General features: G+C 50.5%; 21 protein-coding genes. 9 read left to right on the top strand and 12 right to left on the bottom strand.

Translation table 11 applies throughout. The features are described from left to right. Window positions 1-5 precede the first annotated feature (5 nt). From ACVXHP_RS17455 to ACVXHP_RS17495, 9 genes are read right to left on the bottom strand one after another with little or no spacing between them, the layout of a single operon-like run. Entirely contained in the window at window positions 6-1,208 is a 1,203-nt protein-coding gene (locus tag ACVXHP_RS17455) for a CDP-glycerol glycerophosphotransferase family protein (RefSeq protein ID WP_447571908.1), read from the bottom strand. Window positions 1,209-1,244: 36 nt separating this feature from the next. Continuing rightward, window positions 1,245-1,643: an adenylyltransferase/cytidyltransferase family protein gene (locus ACVXHP_RS17460; protein ID WP_447571909.1), complete on the bottom strand. Its 399-nt coding sequence runs from the start codon at window positions 1,641-1,643 to the stop codon at window positions 1,245-1,247. After that, window positions 1,640-2,083, bottom strand: a complete 444-nt coding sequence (gene fliJ / locus ACVXHP_RS17465) for a flagellar export protein FliJ (protein ID WP_447571910.1) — start codon at window positions 2,081-2,083, stop codon at window positions 1,640-1,642. The genes ACVXHP_RS17460 and fliJ overlap by 4 nt, the downstream gene beginning before the upstream one ends. A 2-nt stretch (window positions 2,084-2,085) precedes the next feature. After that, entirely contained in the window at window positions 2,086-3,426 is a 1,341-nt protein-coding gene (gene fliI / locus ACVXHP_RS17470; RefSeq protein WP_200008041.1) for a flagellar protein export ATPase FliI, read from the bottom strand. Next, window positions 3,419-4,129, bottom strand: coding sequence for a flagellar assembly protein FliH (gene fliH / locus ACVXHP_RS17475; RefSeq protein WP_137360629.1), 711 nt, complete (start codon window positions 4,127-4,129; stop codon window positions 3,419-3,421). The genes fliI and fliH overlap by 8 nt, the downstream gene beginning before the upstream one ends. A 3-nt stretch (window positions 4,130-4,132) precedes the next feature. Continuing rightward, the gene (locus tag ACVXHP_RS17480; RefSeq protein ID WP_006685955.1) at window positions 4,133-5,149 is read right to left on the bottom strand and encodes a flagellar motor switch protein FliG; all 1,017 of its coding nucleotides are present in this window, start codon (window positions 5,147-5,149) and stop codon (window positions 4,133-4,135) included. Beyond that, window positions 5,127-6,806: a flagellar basal-body MS-ring/collar protein FliF gene (fliF, locus tag ACVXHP_RS17485; RefSeq protein ID WP_447571911.1), complete on the bottom strand. Its 1,680-nt coding sequence runs from the start codon at window positions 6,804-6,806 to the stop codon at window positions 5,127-5,129. Before fliF ends, ACVXHP_RS17480 begins: the two co-directional genes overlap by 23 nt. A 4-nt stretch (window positions 6,807-6,810) precedes the next feature. Next, window positions 6,811-7,164, bottom strand: coding sequence for a flagellar hook-basal body complex protein FliE (locus ACVXHP_RS17490; RefSeq protein WP_316128486.1), 354 nt, complete (start codon window positions 7,162-7,164; stop codon window positions 6,811-6,813). Window positions 7,165-7,211: 47 nt separating this feature from the next. Next, complete coding sequence (locus ACVXHP_RS17495; protein WP_042310449.1) at window positions 7,212-8,198, bottom strand: sigma-54 interaction domain-containing protein; 987 nt, start codon at window positions 8,196-8,198, stop codon at window positions 7,212-7,214. Window positions 8,199-8,790: 592 nt separating this feature from the next. Here ACVXHP_RS17495 and ACVXHP_RS17500 point away from each other — a divergent pair. From ACVXHP_RS17500 to flhA, 7 genes are read left to right on the top strand one after another with little or no spacing between them, the layout of a single operon-like run. Next, a complete protein-coding gene (locus tag ACVXHP_RS17500) occupies window positions 8,791-9,654 on the top strand; it encodes a FliM/FliN family flagellar motor switch protein (protein ID WP_165408523.1) in 864 nt (287 codons plus the stop codon). After that, window positions 9,647-10,018, top strand: coding sequence for a FliM/FliN family flagellar motor switch protein (locus tag ACVXHP_RS17505; protein WP_003838856.1), 372 nt, complete (start codon window positions 9,647-9,649; stop codon window positions 10,016-10,018). Before ACVXHP_RS17500 ends, ACVXHP_RS17505 begins: the two co-directional genes overlap by 8 nt. Then, complete coding sequence (gene fliP / locus ACVXHP_RS17510; protein ID WP_042310455.1) at window positions 10,015-10,773, top strand: flagellar type III secretion system pore protein FliP; 759 nt, start codon at window positions 10,015-10,017, stop codon at window positions 10,771-10,773. Before ACVXHP_RS17505 ends, fliP begins: the two co-directional genes overlap by 4 nt. Window positions 10,774-10,785: 12 nt before the next feature. Further along, window positions 10,786-11,058: a flagellar biosynthetic protein FliQ gene (locus ACVXHP_RS17515; RefSeq protein WP_003838859.1), complete on the top strand. Its 273-nt coding sequence runs from the start codon at window positions 10,786-10,788 to the stop codon at window positions 11,056-11,058. A 1-nt stretch (window position 11,059) separates the two neighbouring features. After that, entirely contained in the window at window positions 11,060-11,842 is a 783-nt protein-coding gene (gene fliR / locus ACVXHP_RS17520) for a flagellar biosynthetic protein FliR (protein ID WP_137349244.1), read from the top strand. Then, window positions 11,832-12,971 (top strand): flagellar biosynthesis protein FlhB, encoded by a 1,140-nt coding sequence (gene flhB, locus ACVXHP_RS17525; RefSeq protein WP_447571912.1) that lies wholly within the window; start codon window positions 11,832-11,834, stop codon window positions 12,969-12,971. The genes fliR and flhB overlap by 11 nt, the downstream gene beginning before the upstream one ends. Continuing rightward, the gene (gene flhA / locus ACVXHP_RS17530) at window positions 12,955-15,048 is read left to right on the top strand and encodes a flagellar biosynthesis protein FlhA (RefSeq protein ID WP_200008051.1); all 2,094 of its coding nucleotides are present in this window, start codon (window positions 12,955-12,957) and stop codon (window positions 15,046-15,048) included. The genes flhB and flhA overlap by 17 nt, the downstream gene beginning before the upstream one ends. A 37-nt stretch (window positions 15,049-15,085) precedes the next feature. On the opposite strand, the gene ACVXHP_RS17535 is transcribed toward flhA, so the two are convergent. After that, on the bottom strand, window positions 15,086-15,847 hold the full coding sequence (locus ACVXHP_RS17535) for a C40 family peptidase (protein ID WP_316128488.1): 762 nt from the start codon (window positions 15,845-15,847) through the stop codon (window positions 15,086-15,088). Window positions 15,848-16,196: 349 nt separating this feature from the next. Here ACVXHP_RS17535 and dpaA point away from each other — a divergent pair, with 349 nt between their 5' ends. Beyond that, window positions 16,197-16,937 (top strand): peptidoglycan meso-diaminopimelic acid protein amidase, encoded by a 741-nt coding sequence (gene dpaA / locus ACVXHP_RS17540; protein ID WP_042310464.1) that lies wholly within the window; start codon window positions 16,197-16,199, stop codon window positions 16,935-16,937. Here dpaA and ACVXHP_RS17545 read toward each other — a convergent pair. Both ACVXHP_RS17545 and lpcA read right to left on the bottom strand, forming a co-directional pair. Further along, complete coding sequence (locus ACVXHP_RS17545; protein WP_200008055.1) at window positions 16,908-17,675, bottom strand: class II glutamine amidotransferase; 768 nt, start codon at window positions 17,673-17,675, stop codon at window positions 16,908-16,910. The genes dpaA and ACVXHP_RS17545 overlap by 30 nt on opposite strands. A gap of 212 nt (window positions 17,676-17,887) precedes the next feature. Next, on the bottom strand, window positions 17,888-18,466 hold the full coding sequence (gene lpcA, locus ACVXHP_RS17550; protein WP_016151815.1) for a D-sedoheptulose 7-phosphate isomerase: 579 nt from the start codon (window positions 18,464-18,466) through the stop codon (window positions 17,888-17,890). A gap of 239 nt (window positions 18,467-18,705) precedes the next feature. Between lpcA and fadE the strand changes: the two genes are divergently transcribed. Beyond that, entirely contained in the window at window positions 18,706-21,150 is a 2,445-nt protein-coding gene (gene fadE / locus ACVXHP_RS17555) for an acyl-CoA dehydrogenase FadE (protein WP_447571913.1), read from the top strand. Window positions 21,151-21,251 lie beyond the last annotated feature (101 nt).

A 21,251-nucleotide genomic window follows, 5' to 3' on the forward strand; every position in this document is an offset into this window, starting at 1 on the left:
ACTTATCAAGTATTAATAAGTATGTTTTTTATTTTATGAGAGATATTTTCACTGGCAAGTTGTGCTTCACCATGAAATAAAGATTCAATAGCTTTCATCCTTAAAGATTTTTTTTCATCCGCACGGATAGCTTTATTCAGGATCTGCTCTACATTATTATCCGCTATTTTATATATGAAATCATCATTAACTGGCAATAATGAATAATCTGGTTCGTAGTTCTGATGTGATTTTTCAGAAAAATCATAAGCCACAACAGGCTTGCCTGTTAATAAGAAATCGAACATTACGGAAGAGTAATCAGTAAGTAATAGATCGAATTTATTTAAATGAGGATAGATATCAATATCATTATCTATATAGTAAAACCCTTTTACCTTCAGAAGGGAAAAGTCAGCCTGATTAGAGCTAAAATCATAATAATGCTTATGAACTTTTAGATATACATCAATGCTATTTTTTATTGCGTACCTCATTACATGGGTAAGAAATTCTGATGTTAATACTGGCGAAATTTTATCTCTCTGCCATGTTGGCATAATAATTATTTTCTTCCTGTCGTTTTTTATCGCCAGCTCTATAGCAGGTGAAAATTTCGCTCCAATCATTTCAGATGGATAGGCATCCCGAACAATGACTTCATTCCTGGGATAACCTGCATGAATGATGTTATCGCATCCAAATGCTTCTTTCCAATAATCATCCAGCAAAGTAGATGGGCTTAAAAAGTAATCAACATGGCATGCCCAGCTTGTTGCCAAGGCATGATTTACATTCCTTAATGAGATATATGGCGTTAGTTGCAACATTAATTTTTTAACTGATATTCCATGCCATAACTGTATCTTTATCGCCCCCGCAAGGCAGGCGTAATAATATATATTTTTTTTAATTGCTACATATGGCGTGATGCTAAATATAGCTATTCTGGCTTCCAGTAGCAGGTTTATTGTCGCAGTATCATCCAAACCCAAATGATGAACAGGTAAGTTCGCAGCTGTTAACTCGTCAACAATGCTTTTATTTTCTGTACACCATATACACTCGACAGAACCATTTCTAACCATTGATAAAAATAAATATTTAGAATTTTCAGAAAATGAATCATGCCCTATAAAAACAACCAAATTCTTTTTCTTTTTTTTGTTTGAAATTTCTGAAAATGATTTCAGATGCTCATTAAAAAGAAGATTTTCAATAGTATTCATAAAATATAAGCACCTACTGGTAGTGATTTCATATTTTCAGGTTGTAAGCATTTTCACCACCTCAATAATCGAGGTGGTGGATATTGATGGTGTTCGGGGAAAATAGACCACTTCACACAGGTACGACAAACTATCAAAGCGTCCGGCCCAGTCATCCCCCATCACCAGCGTATCGGCGTTAAACTGGCGAATATAGTCGGCTTTTTTCTCCAGCGACTCTTCGAGAAACACGCCATCCACGCATTTCAGCCCGGCAACGATCCCCATGCGATCGCTTTGGCTATAAACCGGCATCCGGCCTTTTTTCTGCATATTTAGCGCATCTGAAGAGACACCGACAATCAGTCGTTCACCCAACTGCCCGGCGCGTTCAAGAATACGCAGATGTCCAATATGAAAAACATCAAATGTGCCGAAAGTAATGATCGTTTTCATACCAGGCCCAGCGTCTTCTGTCTTAGCCAACATTGCGCGGCGATTTCATCTACAGCTTTTTGCTCTTTTACCTGCGCCTCATTGCTCAGCGCGTAACGCTTATCTGCCAACGTCATGGCGACAATTTTCTCTTCGCAGGCCGCGGCAACCAGATTTTTTTGAATACGCTGCTCTTTGATTTTAGCCAGCGTTTTTTCCTGTTCTTGCCAGGCAATAACCGTGCGTAGCGTGCCTTTGTATCCGGTCACGTTTTTGAGTGATTCAACCGAAGGGGTGTCAACGCCGGTGCCAGTTTTCTGAATAAGGTAGCTCAGCGCTTTGATGTTATTGTCAAAGCCGGTACAGACCTGCTGCTGTTTAGCCAGTTGGACCGTCATGTCCTTTACTGATTTATCCCGCAGGCGCTGCAACTGCGCCAGGGTATCAATAATTTGCCGCATGATTATTTACCTTCCGCTTTCTTTGCCTGGGGGAAAAGGGCCTGTAAGCGACTTTGCACCAGCTCAAGTGAGGCGGGTTCACTCACCTCCTGACGCAGAAAACGCTCAATGGCGGGAAACACTTTGACGGCTTTATCGACGCTGGGATCGGCTCCGGCAACATAGCCCCCCAACGGGATCAGCGGCTTAATTTCCATATAGGCGGCGTAGTTTTGTTTCAGCAGACGGGCCGACTGTTGGTGCTCATTGGGCGTAACCTGCGTCATGCATCGACTGATCGATTGCCCAATATCGATGGCTGGATAATGCCCGGCTTCCGCCAGCTTACGGGTCAGAACGATGTGTCCATCCAACACCGCGCGCGCGCAGTCAACGATCGGATCCTGTTGGTCGTCCCCTTCCGCCAGCACCGTGTAAATGGCGGTCATTGAGCCTTCGCTTTCGCTGTTGCCGGCGCTTTCCACAAGCTTAGGGATCATGCCGAACGCCGATGGCGGATAACCTTTCGTCGCCGGAGGTTCCCCCAATGACAACGCAATCTCACGCTGCGCCATGGCATAACGGGTTAACGAATCCACCAGCAGTAAAACGTGATGCCCACGATCGCGAAACCAGGCCGCGATAGAGTGGCACAGCTCGGTGGCTTTCAAACGCATCAACGGCGACTCATCCGCCGGAGCCGCCACAATAATGGATTTTGCTAACCCTTCCGCACCCAGTGAATGATCGATAAACTCTTTCACCTCGCGGCCACGCTCGCCAATTAACCCCACCACCACGATGTCGGCCTTGGTCTGGCGGGTGATCATCCCCAACAGCACGCTTTTTCCCACGCCGCTGCCGGCCATCAATCCCACGCGCTGGCCCTTGCCGATAGTTAACAATCCGTTGATTGCTTTTACCCCCACATCCAGCGGTTGGTTCACCGACCGACGCGTGAGGGGGTTGATAGACGGCGCCTGCGGCGGTAGCACGTCATTGCCGGTCAGACGGCCTTTGGCATCCAGCGGTTCGCCCAGACCATTGACCACCCGCCCCAGCCAGCTTTCGCTAATCAGGATTTCCTGGGCTTTTTCTTCGGGGAATACGCGCGCGCCCGCCATCAGTCCGACGGGGTGTTTGAAGGGCATCAGGTAGGTGATATCACGATTAAATCCCACCGCCTGCGCGTCGATCAGCGTATGGTTGGCACTTTCCACGCGGCACAACTGGCCGGTCACCAGCGGACAGCCCACGCTCTCCAGCAAAATGCCGTTCACGCGCACCAGTCGCCCGGCTACCCGGGCTAAAGGAATCGACTCAATGGAACGCAGCGCGTTGTCGAAGCTGGAAAGGTCACTCACCCGTCGGCTCCGGCAGCAGCGACTCTTTAAGTGCCGACATACATTGCTCGAGTCGATGCTCGCAGCCAATATCCAGCTCGGATTTATCGGTAATCACCCGGCACTCGCCCGCCTGCAGATCGGCAGATGGCGTCAGTCCCCATGCAGTGACCTTCTCAGGCGCGACATCTTTGATACGGTTAAATTCTTCGTTACTCAGCAACACCTGTAGCGATTCAGGCATCGCCGGAAAGGCCGAAATCGCCTCTTCGACCAGCGATAATAGCTGCGTCGGTTGCAGCGCCAGCTCACAACGAATCACCTGGCGGGTCACCTTTTCAACCAGCTGCAACAGGTCTTCCCGCTGTTTACGCTGGATGTGCGCCAGATAATCATTCACTTTGCCAGAGATGGCTTCCAGCGGCTGCGCGGCCCGTTCAAACTGCTTGCGCCCTTCCTGCTGTCCGGCCAGGCTGCCTTCAGTGTATCCCTGACGACGACCTTCATCGTGCCCCTTCTGATGACCTTCCTGAAAACCCTGCTCCTGGCCTTCGGTCATCCCCTGCTCAAAACCTTTTTGCAGCCCTTCCTGGAAGCCGTCCATCAGCTGGCGCTGATAATCCGCCGGGGTAATACCCGGCGTGAGCTGTTCAGCCTGGAGATGGCGCTGGCGAGGAGGAAAACGGTGCAGCCGGTAACGACCACGAATGGTTTCAATCGCCATGTATTACTCCGCCGTCTGTTCAGCAAACAGCTGTAGCTGAATTTCACCCGCTTCCTCAAGCTCGCGGGCAATTCCCATGATTTCACGGCGAATCTGTTCAATACGGCTCACCGGAACCGGACCAAGACGTGAGGTTATCGCCTCCAGTTGTTGTACCTGGCGCTTAGGCATCACGGCATAAATCGAGCGGCGTAACAGCGCTTCGGTACCTTTCAGCGCCACAGCCCAGTCTTCCATCGGCACTTCGTCCAGCAGTCGACGACGCACTTCGTCAGTTTGGCGGCTCAGAATAAAGAAGTCGTACATTTCATCCTGCAACTGTTCGAGCACATCTTCATCGCGCTCGCGCAGCTGATCGAGGATCACCTGTTGGTTCCCCTGGAAGCGGTTAACGATATCCGCAGCCTGCTTGATCCCTTTCACTTTCGAACCATGTTCGGAGAGCACTGACAGCCCACGCTCGATCAAACGATCCAGCTCATCCACCACATCCCGGTTCACATCGTTCAGTTTGGCAACCCGATAGAGGATCTCGTTTTGCACTGACTCATTCATGTAAGACAGTACCGTAGCCGAGATCTCTGGCGTCAGGAAGGCAAGGAATACGGCCTGTAGCTGCAAATGCTCTTCTGAGATCAGAATCGCCAACTGGCGCGGTTCCACCCACTGTAAACGCGCCATCCGCGAACGAATTTCGTCGCCATAAATACCGTTGATCACGCTGCTGGCGATTTCAGTGCCCAGCGCTTTATTGAGGATCCCTTGCAGCATGGAACGCGATGCGCCGTTGATACCGCTCTGCTCGCGGAATTCATCAAAAAAGTTATTGATCACTTTTTTTGCCATGCTGGTTTTTACCCCAGACAGACGCGCCATGTTTTCACTCAGACGAACCACCTCTTCACGGCTGAGTTTTTGCATCACCGTGGCTGCCGCCTCCTCGCCCAGACACAGCAATAAAATTGCGGCCTGTTCCAGGTAGCTGTTGTTGCTGCCGTTATTTATTGTCAATTCGCTCATTGCTGGTAATCCATTGTCTGAGAACTTCAGCTACGCGATCGGTGTCGCTCATCGCTAGTTTTTGCAGGAACTCCAGCTTCACTTCCAGACCGGAGCTCTGCGAAGGCAGGCTATCGTCACCAGGGAAAGAAGGTAGTTCGATATTTTTGCGTTCATCTTCAGCAGCCGCAAAATGGGGCTTGTCCGCAGGAATCGCGATCGGTGCGGCGTCCAGCGCCAGCTCTGGCGTCGACGTCCGGCGACGTTCGGCGGTCACCCGTTTCATGACCGGACGAACAACAAACAGCAGCAACAGCAGAGCCAGCAGGCCGCAACCAATCAGACGCACCCAAGCCAGGACGCTGTCATCCTTCCATAAGGGGACCACTGGCTCGACGGGGATCGACTGCGGCACAAAATTAAGCAGCGATAAGGACAGATTGTCGCCACGCTTAGCATCAATCCCGGCGGCGTTATTCAACAGCGCCGTCAGCTGCGTGGTTTGTTCCGGTTTCCAGTTCTTCAACGCAGGCGCGCTCTGGTTAAGTACCACGGCCACATTTAAACGTTTAATGTCGAAACCAGGATGCTGAATATGTTCAACGCTACGGTCCCAGGAGTAGTCGCGTTTGTTCTCGCTATGCTTTGACAACGCAGCGGGCTGGGCAGACTCCTCTGGCGCGGTTCCATTGGCACCATTCGTCACCTGATTTGCCGCCAATGGAGGACGGTTACTCAGCGAGCCGGGGATCCCCATGGCGATTTGGTTGGTATCGCTATCGAGTACCGTTTCTTCACGATTCACCTTTGGCGTATCGCCGTAATGCTCCTGGGTTTCGTCGATATTGCTCAGATCGAGATCCGGCATCACGCTTACCCGGTAGTTGCCGGTGCCGACCAGCGAGTCGAGAACATTTGCGAGACTGGCGCGGGTCTTATCCTGAATATCTTTGAGGATCTGGTCGCGCTTACGCGTCGCCGCAGAAACCGCTTCACCTGCGCCAATACCGTCGGACAATAAATTCCCCGCCTGGTCGACAACGCTGACCTGCGAAGCTTTCAAATCAGGCACGCTCCCGGACACCAGGTGCACGATGGCATTCACCTGGTCCAGATCCAGCTTGCTGCCATAATGCAGACGCACCACCACTGAAGCGCTGTTTTGCGGCTCGTCGCTGACGACAAAGGAGCTCTCTTCATTCAGCGCCAGATGCACACGGGCGCTCTCAACCGCATCCAGCGTCATGATGCTTTGTGCCAGTTCGCCTTCCAGGCTCCGCTTGTAGCGGACGTTTTGCACAAACTGACTGGCGCCCAGCACTTCATCTTTATCCATCAGCTCATAGCCGCTGGGCAGCATGGCCTGAACGCCCTTCGCCGCCAGCGTCATTCGCGTTTTGGACAAAGCCTCTTCCGGAACCAGAATTTGTCCGCTTTGCGGATCGATGCGGTATTCCAGCTTTTCACCATCCAGCACGGTGACTATCTGCGAAACCGGGATATTCTCCTGACTACCGTACAGCGAAACATAGCCGTGGTTGCCATTCCACAGTACGCTGACAATAATGGCGGTGGCCGCAATAGCCGCTGCTGCCAGTAACGCCAGGCGTTTATTACCATCCAGCCTGAAAGAGAACGAGGGTAAAAACTGAGTAACTTTTTTTATTAGTTCATTCATAGCGTTAGACTGACATGCTCATCAGGTCGTTGAATCCGGAAGCGACTTTATTACGTACCTGCACCAGCGCGGAAAACGATAACGATGCCTGCTGACTGGCGATCATCGCCCCCGCCAGGTCGTCGCTTTTCCCCATCTCAATGGCCGTCTGTTTTTGTTCCGCAACCTGCTGGAACCGATCAACATGATTCAGCGCCCCTTGCATAACGCGGTCGAACGAAACCGGAGAGGACGTCTGTTGGGCGTTAACCTGCATCGGCAAAAGGACGGGCGCTTGCGCGACCGCTTTCATCTGCTGCATGTCCTGCATCATTTGCGCCTGCATCGTACTGGCTGGGGCTATCGTATTTATGCTCATGACCTACTCTTAAAATTAGAAAAGCGTTCTCGGTACCACAGACTGATTCAGGAAAAGATCTCTATTCCCTGTTTTCGCATTGATGCCAGACGATAACGAAGCGCACGTGGGGTGATTCCTAATAAATCAGCAATTTTGGTTTTATTACCCTGATATTTGCGCATCAGGTCAGCGATATATTGATACTGCGCGCTGCGACCATGCTGGCCCAGATTGTCGCTGGTGGTGATTTGCGCACTGGGTTTAGGTTGCCATTGCGGCTCGCTCCAGGAATCGGACTCAATGGATGGCAGGCCTAATGTATCGGGATAAATGACGCCATCACGATTCAGGATCATTCCTCGCTGAATGGCGTTCTCCAGTTGGCGCACGTTACCCGGCCACGCATAGCTGAGTAATGCCCGGCGTGACGATTCAGAAAGCTTGATATTTTTTACCAGCACCGTGGAGTATTTTTTAATAAAGGATTCCGCCAGTGGGATAATATCTTCCATACGCTCACGCAAAGGCGGCATCGTCAACGGAATCACTGACATGCGATAATAGAGATCTTCTCTGAAGCGTCCTGCCGCAACCTCTTCTTCAAGATTTTTATTAGTGCAGGCAATTAAACGAAAATTTAATTTGATTAGACGGTTACTGCCTAAACGCTCAACCTGTTGTTCCTGTAATACCCGCAGTATTTTGGCCTGTAGCGCCAAAGGCATATCACCGATCTCATCCAGCAACAATGTACCGTTATTGGCTAATTCCATTTTTCCCGGCACGGTGGCTACCGCTCCGGTAAACGCCCCTTTATCATAACCAAAGAGCGTTGCTTCAAGCATATTTTCAGGAATAGCGGCGCAGTTCACACCGATATAAGGTGCCGAGGCCTCCTGCGCAAATGCAATCGAGTGGATAAATTTGGCGATACATTCTTTACCAGTACCGGTTTCGCCATGGATAAGTACTGGAACATTAAAAGCAGCAATACGCCTGGCCATTGAAAAAACGTTAATGCTGGAGGCTGCTTCGGCAATAAGTTCAAACATGATTATTTACACTTAGAAGTAAAGTTAACATCCGTTACGAGAAATATACAAATCATTCCAAAGCACAATCATCGAATAATAGATATCGCCCGTGCCATGTCTTAATCTCATCCTTGCTCATGTTTTACCGCCCTTTCTTAGGGCAGCCCTATCAGAGACTATTTTCAAATAGGGTTTTTCCTAAAAAAATACTATCACCGGTATCATTAACAATCTTAAATTAAAAGATAATAAAAATATTATTCTCATAAAAACAACAGGTTACGTCAAGTTTAGCGCAAAAAACAGACGTAAGAATAAGCCTAAGAAGGGACAGGCAGTAAGCGGACGACATCACGGATGTGTAATTAATTATTTTTTAATTATAGTTCATCACCATTAATAACTTGCAGTGGAGAGGGGTAAAATATCTAATATCCAGCCCTACTCCATAGACGTGAGTAGGTACTGCATTCGTATCTAATGGACTTCAACACTATGAGAATAGCGTCAAGGATGAAAAATAAATTAAATGGATTTGTATTTTCTTTGATAACCGCGGGATTTGATATCAATTCATCCGCCCCAGAAATTACAGCTGAGAAAGCGTGCCATGCTGAAATATAGTCAAACGCCCGGAATCTTTAAACTTGAAGGAAACCGGCTTGGACGTCCATATCATCGTCTGCCGACTATGTTTACGGGAAGTTTTGATACAATTGAATCACATCTTGGAAACTATTTCCTGAAAAAACATCGCACAAATATAACACTTAAAAAAATACATTGTGAGATGGATGTTATCAATAAAAGTGCGGAATTATTAGTTTCTCAGGTTGGGCATCTGGCCTTTGATATCGATCGCGCATTATTGTTAATGTTATTAGGAAACTTTTATGGTCTGACATCGTCTCTCACCGACGAGAAGTCGCAGGATGATTTACCGACCAAAACGGAAATCCGGTTAAGAAGCAGACTGGCGTTGGATATTTGCAATATCATTTTTAATAAAAATATATCCGGTATTCCACTGACGCTCAAACCCGACAGCAGCACCATACAAACCCACTGGGCTTATCAGCTTACATTTGTATTAGGTGATGATGAGAATTGCAGTTTCCGCATCTTACTGGACGATTCGCATACCGATTACATTCTGAATTTGATCCGCCGTAGCGAGCACGGAGAGAAAAAAAAGCAGATTGATAAAGCCAGCGCTGAGACGCGTAAAAAAACGCTGATCAAAGAAATCATTCATACGCTGCCGCTAACCATGAACGTGAAGATTGCAGAAATTCCTCTGAATGTTGCCGACCTGACAACGATTAAACCCGGCGATATTTTACCAATTGCGATGCCTGACACTTTCCCTGTTTATATCGGGAAATCCGAATTATTTAATGCCCTGATCGTAGAGGATAAAGACAAATTGTTTTTGTCCGAATTAACGAGCAAGACGGAGAAATCCTATGAGTAAGCCAGAAGATATTTTAGAGCAAGGCTTCGAGTTAGCCCCCGAAGCAACCACGCCACCCGCGCCGTCTGTCACAGAAAAGCTGGTGGCGCGTTTAGAAGACCGTTTTTCCGAGTCGATGTCATTACTCAAACGTATTCCGGTCACGCTCACACTGGAAGTCTCCTCCGTGGAGGTGATGCTGGCCGATCTGCTGAACATTGATGACGACACCGTCATTGAGATGGATAAACTCGCCGGTGAACCGCTGGATATCAAGGTCAATAATATCCTGCTCGGTAAGGCTGAAGTGGTTGTGGTCAACGAAAAATATGGCCTGCGCGTTCTTGAATTCAATACGCATGAAATCAACGACCTGGCACCATGAAACGCGCGCCAACACTCACACTCTTACTGGGTATCTCGTTACTCATCCTTTCTCCCTTTGCCTGCGCGCAAGGGGGAGATATCCCGTTGCTGAATGTGATTTCACACGGAAATAGCCAGGAATACAGCGTAAAAATCCAGGTCCTGATCCTGATGACCCTGGTGGGCATTCTGCCTACCCTGGTGCTGATGATGACCTGTTTTACCCGTTTTATTATTGTTCTTTCCCTGCTGCGTCAGGCATTAGGGCTGCAACAAACGCCGCCGAATCGCATACTGATTGGCATTGCGCTGTCTTTAACCATGCTGGTGATGCGCCCAATCTGGATCAACATTTACGATCATGCCGTGGTTCCGTTTGAAAACGATCAAATCACGCTCCCCGACGCCCTGAGTACAGCCGCTTCGCCATTGAAACGCTTTATGCTGGCGCAGACCAATAAAAAAGCGATTGCGCAGATAATGACGATCGCCAACGCGAAAGGGAATGCCGTCGATCAGGATCTTTCCATTATCGTTCCCGCCTATGTGCTAAGCGAACTCAAAACCGCCTTCCAGATAGGTTTTATGATTTACATTCCGTTCCTCGTGATCGACCTGATCGTCGCCAGCGTACTGATGGCGATGGGGATGATGATGCTGTCACCGCTGATCGTTTCGCTGCCCTTTAAGCTGATGCTGTTTGTACTTATTGACGGCTGGGCGCTGACCGTTGGGACGCTGACCTCCAGCATTCGCGGTCTGGGACTGGGCTAACGGAGATCGGACATGCTAACCATTGATGTAGCCGCAGACATCGTCGCCAGCGGTATAAAAGTCGTGATCATTTTAGTCTGCGTGTTAGTCGTTCCCAGCCTGCTGGTCGGTATGCTGGTCAGCATTTTTCAGGCTGTGACGCAGATTAACGAACAAACGCTTAGTTTTTTACCCAGGCTGATCGTCACCCTCGCGGTTTTGGGTATCTGCGGAAAATGGATGATCGTCCAGTTGAGCGATCTCTGCGTGCATCTGTTCACTCAGGCCGCCATTCTGGTGCACTGACATGCGCGAAACAGATATTACGCAGTTAAGTAATCTGATCCTGGGCATGTGGTTTCCCTTCGTGCGCATTATGGCGTTTATTCACTACGCGCCGGTACTGGATAATGCCGCGCTGACCATACGGATACGCATTATCTTGTCACTGGCGTTAGCCTTTATCATTACGCCCCTTATCCCCCACCCGGTGCCCACCAGCCTGCTGTCGATGAACAGCATTATTTTGACTGCAGAGCAGTTTCTGTGGGGAATGCTTTTCGGCCTGATGCTGCAGTTTTTATTTTTAGCGCTACAACTGGCAGGCCAAATCCTCTCTTTTAATATGGGGATGAGCATGGCGGTGATGAACGACCCCAGCAGCGGCGCGTCGACGACGGTGCTGGCGGAAATGATCAACATCTACGCGGTGATACTGTTTTTTGCCATGGACGGGCATCTGCTGCTGGTGAGCATTTTATTCAAAGGCTTTACTTACTGGCCGATTGGCAATGCGTTGCATCCGCAATCTCTGCGCACAATTTCTCTGGCGCTAGGCTGGGTATTCGCCGCCGCCACGCTGCTGGCGCTGCCGACGACCTTTATCATGCTGATTGTTCAGGGCTGCTTTGGTCTGCTAAACCGTATTGCGCCGCCGCTCAACCTGTACTCATTAGGTTTTCCCATCAACATGCTGGCGGGCCTGATCTGCTTTGCGACCCTGCTTTACAACCTGCCCGACCACTATTTGCACCTGGCGAATTTCGTCTTACAGCAGCTTGACGCGTTGAAGGGGCACTATGGCGGATAGCAGTAGCGAAGAAAAAACAGAAAAACCCTCGGCGCAAAAACTTCGCAAGGCCAGACAAGAGGGACAAATACCGCGTTCAAAAGATATGGGGCTTGCCGCCAGTCTGTTTGCCGCGTTTATGGTGATCTCCAGCAGTTTTCCCTGGTACGAAGATTTCGTGCGCGAAAGCTTTATCAGCGTGCATCAGTACGCGCAGAACATTAATGACCCGGACATCATCGGTCAGTTCCTTGAACACCATCTGCTGATTCTGGGGAAATTCATCCTGACGCTGTTACCCATGCCGGTTGCCGCGCTGTTTGCCTCATTGGTTCCGGGTGGCTGGCTATTCCTGCCGAAAAAAATATTGCCCGACTTTAGCAAATTAAGCCCGATCAAAGGGATTGGTCGCCTGTTTTCCACCGACCATCTGGTGGATACCGGCAAGATGACGCTCAAAGCGATAGTGCTGCTGGTGATGCTATGGATCAGCGTACGCAATAACGTTGCCGCATTTCTCGGCTTGCAAGAGCTTCATTTCAAACAGGCCATCAGCGATGGTCTGGCGCTATACAGCAGCATCATGCGCAACTTTGTCATCCTGTTTGTTTTCTTTGCGTTGGTCGATGTCCCTCTGGCGAAAAAAATGTTCACCAAAGGGCTGAAGATGACCAAACAGGAAGTGAAAGAAGAGTATAAAAATCAGGAAGGTAAACCCGAGGTTAAGGCCAGGATCCGTCGCCTGCAACGGCAAATGGCGATGGGGCAAATTCGCAAAGTTGTGCCAAAAGCCGATGTGGTGATCACCAACCCAACCCACTATGCCGTGGCGCTGCAGTACGACCAGTCACGCGCCGCCGCGCCTTTCGTGGTTGCCAAAGGCACCGATGAAATCGCGCTGTATATCCGCCAGGTGGCGGCAGAAAGCAATATTGAAATCGTTGAGTTTCCGAAGCTGGCACGCTCCGTTTATTACACCACCCAGGTGAATCAACAGATCCCATTTCAACTGTATCGGGCGATTGCACACGTCCTGACCTATGTACTGCAAATGAAGCACTGGCGTGACGGTTCACAAGCACGTCCTTCGCTGAACAGACATATTTCCATTCCAAAAGAGGTTCTTAAACTGGATGCCGAAAACAACTAAACAATTCCTGGCGCTGCTGCGTAACGGTAACATCGGCATTCCGCTGGTTATACTGTGTATCCTGGCCATGGTGATCCTACCGTTACCACCGGCCCTGCTGGATATTCTGTTCACCTTTAACATCGTGCTGGCGGTGATGGTGCTGTTAGTGGCCGTTTCCGCAAAACGCCCGCTCGAATTCAGCTTGTTCCCGACTATTCTGCTGATCACCACCCTGATGCGATTGACGCTGAACGTGGCGTCAACACGCGTGGTATTACTGCACGGTCACATGGGGGCAGGCGCTGCCGGTAAAGTGATTGAATCCTTCGGTCAGGTGGTGATCGGCGGTAACTTTGTCGTGGGTTTCGTGGTGTTCATCATTCTGATGATCATTAACTTTATCGTGGTAACCAAAGGCGCGGAGCGTATCTCCGAAGTGTCTGCCCGCTTTACGCTGGACGCCATGCCCGGTAAGCAGATGGCGATCGACGCCGATCTCAACGCAGGACTGATTAATCAGGCGCAGGCGCAAGCGCGACGTAAAGACGTGGCGGGCGAAGCGGATTTCTATGGTGCGATGGATGGTGCGTCAAAGTTCGTGCGCGGCGATGCAATCGCCGGGATGATGATCCTGGCTATCAACCTGATCGGCGGCGTCTGTATCGGGATCTTTAAATACGATTTAAGCGCCGACGCCGCATTCCAGCAATACGTACTGATGACCATCGGTGACGGCCTGGTCGCTCAGATCCCTTCTCTGCTGTTGTCGACCGCGGCAGCGATCATCGTCACCCGCGTAAGCGACAGCGGCGATATTGCCACCGACGTGCGTAGCCAACTGCTGGCCAGCCCCTCCGTGCTGTATACCGCCACCAGCATTATGTTTGTGCTGGCAGTGGTGCCGGGGATGCCGCATTTCCCCTTCCTGATTTTCAGCGCCCTGCTGGGATTCACCGCCTGGCGCATGAGCAAGCGACCCAAGGTTGCTGAGACCGAAGAGAAAAATCTCGAAACGCTAACCAAAACCATCGCAGAAACCACCGAGCAGCAGGTCAGTTGGGAAACCATCCCCTTAATTGAACCTATCAGCCTGAGCCTGGGGTACAAGCTGGTGTCGTTGGTAGACAAATCCAAAGGGAATCCGCTCACTCAACGTATTCGCGGTGTGCGGCAGGTGATCTCAGACAGCAACGGCGTGTTGCTACCGGAAATTCGCATTCGCGAAAACTTCCGCCTTAAACCAACCCAGTACGCCATTTTTATCAATGGGATCAAGGCCGATGAGGCCGATATTCCCGCAGATAAGCTGATGGCGCTGCCCTCCAGTGAAACCTATGGCGAAATCGACGGTGTTTTAGGCCACGATCCGGCCTACGGTATGCCGGTCACCTGGATTGTCCCGGCGCAAAAAGCCAAAGCGTTAAATATGGGATATCAGGTCATTGATAGCGCCAGCGTCATTGCGACGCATGTGAATAAGATCATTCGCAACTATATTCCAGAGCTGTTTAATTACGATGACATTACGCAGTTGCATAACCGCCTCTCTTCTATGGCGCCGCGTCTGGCGGAAGATTTGAGCGCAGCGCTGAATTACAGCCAGCTGTTGAAAGTGTACCGGGCGCTGCTTATCGAAGGTGTGTCATTGCGCGATATCGTCACCATAGCCACCGTACTGGTCGCCAGTAGCGCCGTGACCAAAGATCATATTCTGTTAACGGCGGATGTGCGTCTGGCATTACGTCGCAGCATTACCCACCCGTTTGTACGCAAAGATGAGCTGGCGGTATATACGCTGAATAGCGAGCTGGAGAATCTGCTGGCGAATGTGGTGAATCAGGCTCAGCAAAGTGGAAAAGTGGTGCTGGATAGCGTGCCGGTCGATCCCAATATGCTGAATCAGTTCCAGACCAATATGCCGCAGATAAAAGAGCAGATGAAAGCGGCGGGGAAAGAGCCGGTGCTGCTGGTTGCGCCGCAGTTACGTCCTCTGCTCGCCCGCTATGCGCGCCTGTTTGCTCCGGGTTTGCAGGTGTTGTCTTATAACGAAGTTCCGGATGAGCTGGAATTAAAGATCATGGGGGCGTTGAGTTAACGCCTGGCGAGGCGGTGTCATTACACCGCCTTTTTGATTACAGAATCGTATTTTCCGTAAGAATACGACGGGCGCCAAGATAATGATCCTGCCAGAAGTCATCGGATAAATTGCTCACCCGAATAGTTTCTCCCGTCCGCGGTGATTCAATAAATTGTCCCTGCCCCAAATAGACGCCCATATGATCGGCAATATCCCGGCTGTGAATATGAAAGAACACTAAATCACCACGGCGAAGATCGCGATTTGAGACAATCGTTGCCCGCCGGTAGTGATACATTTCATTCGCCGTACGGGGCAATTTTGCCGCCAGAATTTTGTTGTAGGCATAAAAAATCAGCCCGCTGCAGTCAAACCCTTCATCCGGATCGGTACCGCCCCACAAATAAGGTTTGCCTAGCTGCTGCTCAAGCCGGTGGATGGCCACTTCAGTGATATTGTGCAGATGATCGCTACTGAGAAAATGGTCATTCTCAGCCAACTCCTGCCAGCGATGGTCGCTGGCTTTTAGCGGCCCCGGGAACCACTCAGGGTGCTGTTTAATCAGCGTCCGATTCTGCTGGCGCAGCGCGCGTTTACTTTCTGCATTGCCTTCCACCACGTAGCTTGCCTGTTTTTTTACCTGGGCGTGATACTGCTTCAGCAACCGGGCGCGGTTACGCATACGCAATTGCGCCGCATAGCTTAAATGGGCGTCAGATAAGTGGGGCTGAACTTTGGCGACAGACGGTAATGACAGCACAACACACAAAGACAGCAGGCCCGGCAAGAAGCAACGGGGTGCAGAGACAAAAAACATGAAAAGAAGAATACCTGGTCAAACACGTTCGCCGCAGTCTACCGCTATTGCTCATCATTCCTTTTTAATATTCGATTATTAAATAATTAATTTTTTAAATTCAATACATTAGACATTCTTCACTAATAAGACAAAATGCAGTGTGGTCGCCAGCAAAATAGGCCAGTGTCTGACTGCCTTTAAGCGCAATTTTCCGTATAAAGAAAAACTAAAGTGTAAACGGCGCACGAGAGACTTGCGAAAAACTCTCTTGGTGCTAATGTGAGCGCTCCAGATCCAGATTTATCCGATTTGGGGATTCTTTTTGCCGTCCTGGCGTGTGTAATCGTTTTATCAAGGAATAAGCAGTATGCGTAAAATCGCATTTTTTCTTGCGATGCTTTTATTGCCGTGCGTTTCATTTGCTGGTTTGCTGAGCAGCAGCAGCCCGACCACGCCTGTCAGCAAAGAATATAAGCAGCAGTTAATGGGCTCCCCTGTCTATATCCAGATCTTCAAAGAAGAGCGAACGCTGGATCTGTACGTCAAGATGGGCGAACAGTATCAATTGCTCGACAGTTATAAGATCTGTAATTATTCCGGCGGCTTAGGGCCAAAACAGCGTCAGGGCGATTTCAAAAGCCCGGAAGGGTTTTACAGCGTACAACGCGGACAGCTCAAACCGGATAGCCGCTTCTATAAAGCGATTAACATCGGTTTCCCTAACGCCTACGACCGTGCTCACGGTTATGAAGGTAAATACCTGATGATCCACGGCGCCTGCGTTTCCGTCGGCTGCTATGCGATGACCGACAACGGTATTGATGAGATTTTCCAGTTTGTCACCGGCGCTCTGGTGTTCGGACAATCCAGCGTACAGGTGAGCATCTACCCGTTCCGCATGACCGATGCCAACATGCAGCGCCATAAGTTTTCGTATTACAAAGATTTCTGGGCCCAGTTAAAGCCAGGATACGATTACTTTGAACAAACGCGTAAGCCACCGACCGTTTCCGTCGTCGATGGCCGTTACGTTATCAGCAAGCCGTTGAGTCACGAAGTCGTTCAACCGCAGCTGGCATCAAACTACGCGCTCCCCGAGACAAAATAATGCCCATTCGCCTGGCATAATCTTTTGCCAGGTTTCATTGCCGGTTAACGGCTGAGTGGCAATCACGGTGACCACATCATTGGGTGTGGTCTCTGAGCTAAAATCAATCTCCACATCCTGATCCAGCAGCGTCGCTACGCCAAATGGCGCTCGACGGGTGATCCAAAACAGATTGGTCGAGCAGAAAGCCATCACATAGCGACCGTCAGACAACAGCATGTTGAAGACCCCCTTCTCCCGCAGTTCTCCTGCCAGCGCCGCGATATATTTAAACACCGCTGTCATATTACCTGGCGTGCGCGGGTAACGTTCTGCCAGCTTGTGAAGCAGCCAGCAGAAAGCTTTTTCGCTGTCGGTTTCACCGACCGGACGGAAATTACCGGTCTCCAGCGATTTATAACCGCTGAGCTGCCCGTTATGGGCATACGTCCAGTTGCGTCCCCACAGTTCACGGGTAAATGGATGGGTATTTTCCAGCGCCACTTCCCCACGATTCGCCTGACGAATATGGGCAATCACGGAACAGGATTTAATTGGATAGTCTTGTACCAGTTTGGCGATAGGCGAGTTAAAGCTGGGTTGCGGATCTTTAAACGTACGGCAACCCTTACCCTCATAGAACGTAATACCCCAGCCGTCTTTGTGCGGCCCGGTCCCTCCCCCGCGCTGAACCAGCCCGGTGAAGCTAAAGCAGATATCGGTTGGCACATTGGCGCTCATCCCGAGCAGTTCGCACATACATCACCTCCACAAACGCCTTAAGCGGGAAGGCGTAATTGTTACATCCAATCAAAACTCAAAATATCAGATAAAACAATATGCTATACCCTAAATAATTCGAGTTGCAGGAAGGCGGTAAGGGAAGAAATCCCCAGGAGCATAGATAACTATGTGACTGGGGTTTCTGAGCGCAACCAACGCACCTGCAGCTTGAAGTATGACGGGTATAGTTATTTAACCATCTCTTTTTCGATCAGTTGAATCAGGATATGAATCACTTTGATATGAATTTCCTGAATACGATCAGCGTAGCCAAAGTGCGGCACGCGAATTTCGATATCCGCACTGCCCGCCATTTTGCCGCCATCTTTACCGGTCAGGGTGATGACTTTCATCCCCTTCTCACGCGCTGCGGCAATCGCTTTAATCACGTTACCAGAGTTACCCGACGTCGAGATGCCTAACAGGACATCACCTTCACGGCCAACCGCTTCAACGTAGCGGGAGAATACATAATCGTAACCAAAATCGTTGCTAACGCAGGAGATGTGGCTAACGTCAGAGATAGCAATAGCCGGATAACCAGGGCGGTTTTCACGATAGCGTCCGGTCAGCTCTTCGGCGAAGTGCATTGCATCGCAATGGGAACCGCCGTTACCGCAAGAAAGTACCTTACCACCGGCTTTAAAGCTGTCTGCCAACAGGACCGCCGCGCGCTGAATGGCGTGAATATTGGCGTCATCTTTAAGAAAATTAGCCAGCGTTTCCGCCGCTTCGCTCAGTTCGTTACGAATAAGATCCTGGTACATGAGGATATCCTTCAGCATGAATGTAAATGACAAGATGCAGTGTACCGGATAGCGCTACCAGCGAGAAGTACAAGCCACAGGAATGGCCGCGGCTTTTGATTTTTTGTGCCGGTTAAAACACCAACAATGTGAGCTTTGTTGTAATTATTTTGTAAACACATTGCTAAAAGAATTTACATCCACTACAACCATATCATCACAAGTGGTCAGACCTCCTACAAGCAAGGGAGCTTTTCGTTATGATGATTTTGAGTATTCTCGCTACGGTTGTTCTGCTCGGCGTATTGTTCTATCACCGCGTGAGCTTATTCCTCAGCAGCTTAATTTTGCTCGCCTGGACGGCTGCGCTTGGCGTGGCTGGTCTGTGGTCAGTCTGGCTGCTGGTTCCTCTGGCCATTATTCTCGTACCGTTTAACTTGACGCCGATGCGTAAATCCATGATCTCTGCGCCGGTGTTCCGCGGTTTCCGTAAAGTCATGCCGCCAATGTCGCGTACTGAGAAAGAAGCGATTGATGCCGGTACAACCTGGTGGGAAGGCGACCTGTTCCAGGGTAAACCAGACTGGAAAAAGCTGCATAACTATCCTCAGCCGCATCTGACAGCTGAAGAACAAGCGTTTATTGATGGTCCGGTGGAAGAAGCATGCCGCATGGCGAATGATTTCCAGATCACCCACGAACTCGCGGATCTGCCGCCGGAACTGTGGGCGTATCTGAAAGAACACCGCTTCTTTGCCATGATCATTAAGAAAGAGTACGGCGGGCTGGAATTCTCCGCGTATGCCCAGGCTCGCGTATTACAGAAGCTCTCCGGCGTCTCCGGGATCCTCGCGATCACTGTCGGCGTACCTAACTCATTAGGCCCAGGCGAACTGCTGCAGCATTACGGCACCGAAGAGCAGAAGAACCATTACCTGCCGCGTCTGGCACGCGGTCAGGAGATCCCATGTTTCGCTCTGACCAGCCCGGAAGCAGGTTCCGACGCAGGTGCGATCCCTGATACCGGCGTGGTCTGTATGGGTGACTGGCAGGGCCAGCAGGTGCTGGGTATGCGCCTGACCTGGAACAAACGTTATATCACGCTGGCGCCTATCGCTACCGTACTGGGCCTGGCATTTAAACTCTCCGACCCGGAAAAACTGCTGGGTGGCGAAGAAGAACTCGGCATTACCTGTGCGCTGATCCCAACCTCAACGCCGGGCGTACAGATTGGCCGTCGCCACTTCCCGCTGAACGTGCCGTTCCAGAACGGTCCGACGCTGGGCAAAGATGTCTTCGTGCCGATTGATTACATTATCGGTGGCCCAAAAATGGCCGGTCAGGGCTGGCGTATGCTGGTGGAATGTCTGTCTGTGGGGCGCGGTATTACCCTGCCGTCCAACTCCACGGGCGGCGTGAAATCGGTCGCAATGGCAACCGGCGCGTATGCGCATATTCGTCGCCAGTTCAAAATCTCTATCGGCAAGATGGAAGGTATTGAAGAGCCGTTGGCACGTATTGCCGGTAACGCCTACGTGATGGATGCTGCAGCGTCGCTGATTACCTACGGCATTATGCTGGGTGAAAAACCGGCGGTACTGTCGGCTATCGTGAAGTATCACTGTACTCACCGTGGACAGCAGTCAATCATCGATGCCATGGATATTACTGGCGGTAAAGGCATCATGCTTGGCGAAAGCAACTTCCTCGCCCGTGCTTATCAGGGGGCGCCTATCGCCATTACCGTTGAAGGCGCTAACATTCTGACCCGTAGCATGATGATCTTCGGTCAGGGTGCGATTCGCTGCCATCCGTACGTGCTGGAAGAGATGGCTGCGGCACAGAATAACGATGTGAATGCGTTCGACAAGCTGCTGTTCAAACATATCGGTCACGTTGGCAGCAATAAGGTTCGCAGTTTCTGGCTGGGCCTGACGCGTGGCTTAACCAGCAGCACGCCAACCGCCGATGCGACCAAACGTTACTATCAGCACCTGAACCGTCTGAGCGCCAACCTGGCACTGCTTTCGGATGTGTCCATGGCCGTTCTGGGCGGTAGCCTGAAGCGTCGTGAACGTATCTCGGCGCGACTGGGGGATGTGTTAAGTCAGCTGTACCTGGCCTCTGCAGTACTGAAACGTTATGACGATGAAGGCCGTAATGAAGCCGACCTGCCGTTGGTTCACTGGGGCGTCCAGGATGCATTGTACAAAGCCGAACAGGCGATGGACGATCTGCTGAAAAACTTCCCGAACCGTTTGGTTGCCGGTTTGCTGAGTGTGCTTATCTTCCCGACCGGTCGCCACTATCATGCACCGTCCGACAAGCTGGATCATAAGGTCGCGAAGATTTTGCAGGTTCCGAGCGCTACCCGTTCTCGCCTTGGTCGCGGTCAATACCTGACGCCAAGCGAACATAACCCGGTCGGTTTGCTGGAAGAAGCTCTGCTGGACGTGATTGCAGCCGACCCTATCCACCAGCGGATCTGCAAAGAGTTGGGTAAAAACCTGCCGTTTACCCGCCTGGACGAACTGGCGCATAACGCGCTGGCCAAAGGGTTGATTGATAAAGATGAAGCCGCGATTCTGGTGAAAGCCGAAGCGAGCCGTCTGCGCAGCATCAACGTGGATGACTTTGAACCCGAGGAGCTGGCGACTCAGCCGGTAAAGCTGCCAGAGAAAGTGCGTAAAGTCGAAGCGGCATAACGACACACGCATAACGTTTAGCCCCGCTTAATGCGGGGCTTTTTATTGCCACATTTTCGTTAAGGCTCATGCTACAGTGTCAAAATGTTGTTCAACGAGGA

This window comes from Citrobacter freundii complex sp. 2025EL-00176 (assembly GCF_053309355.1).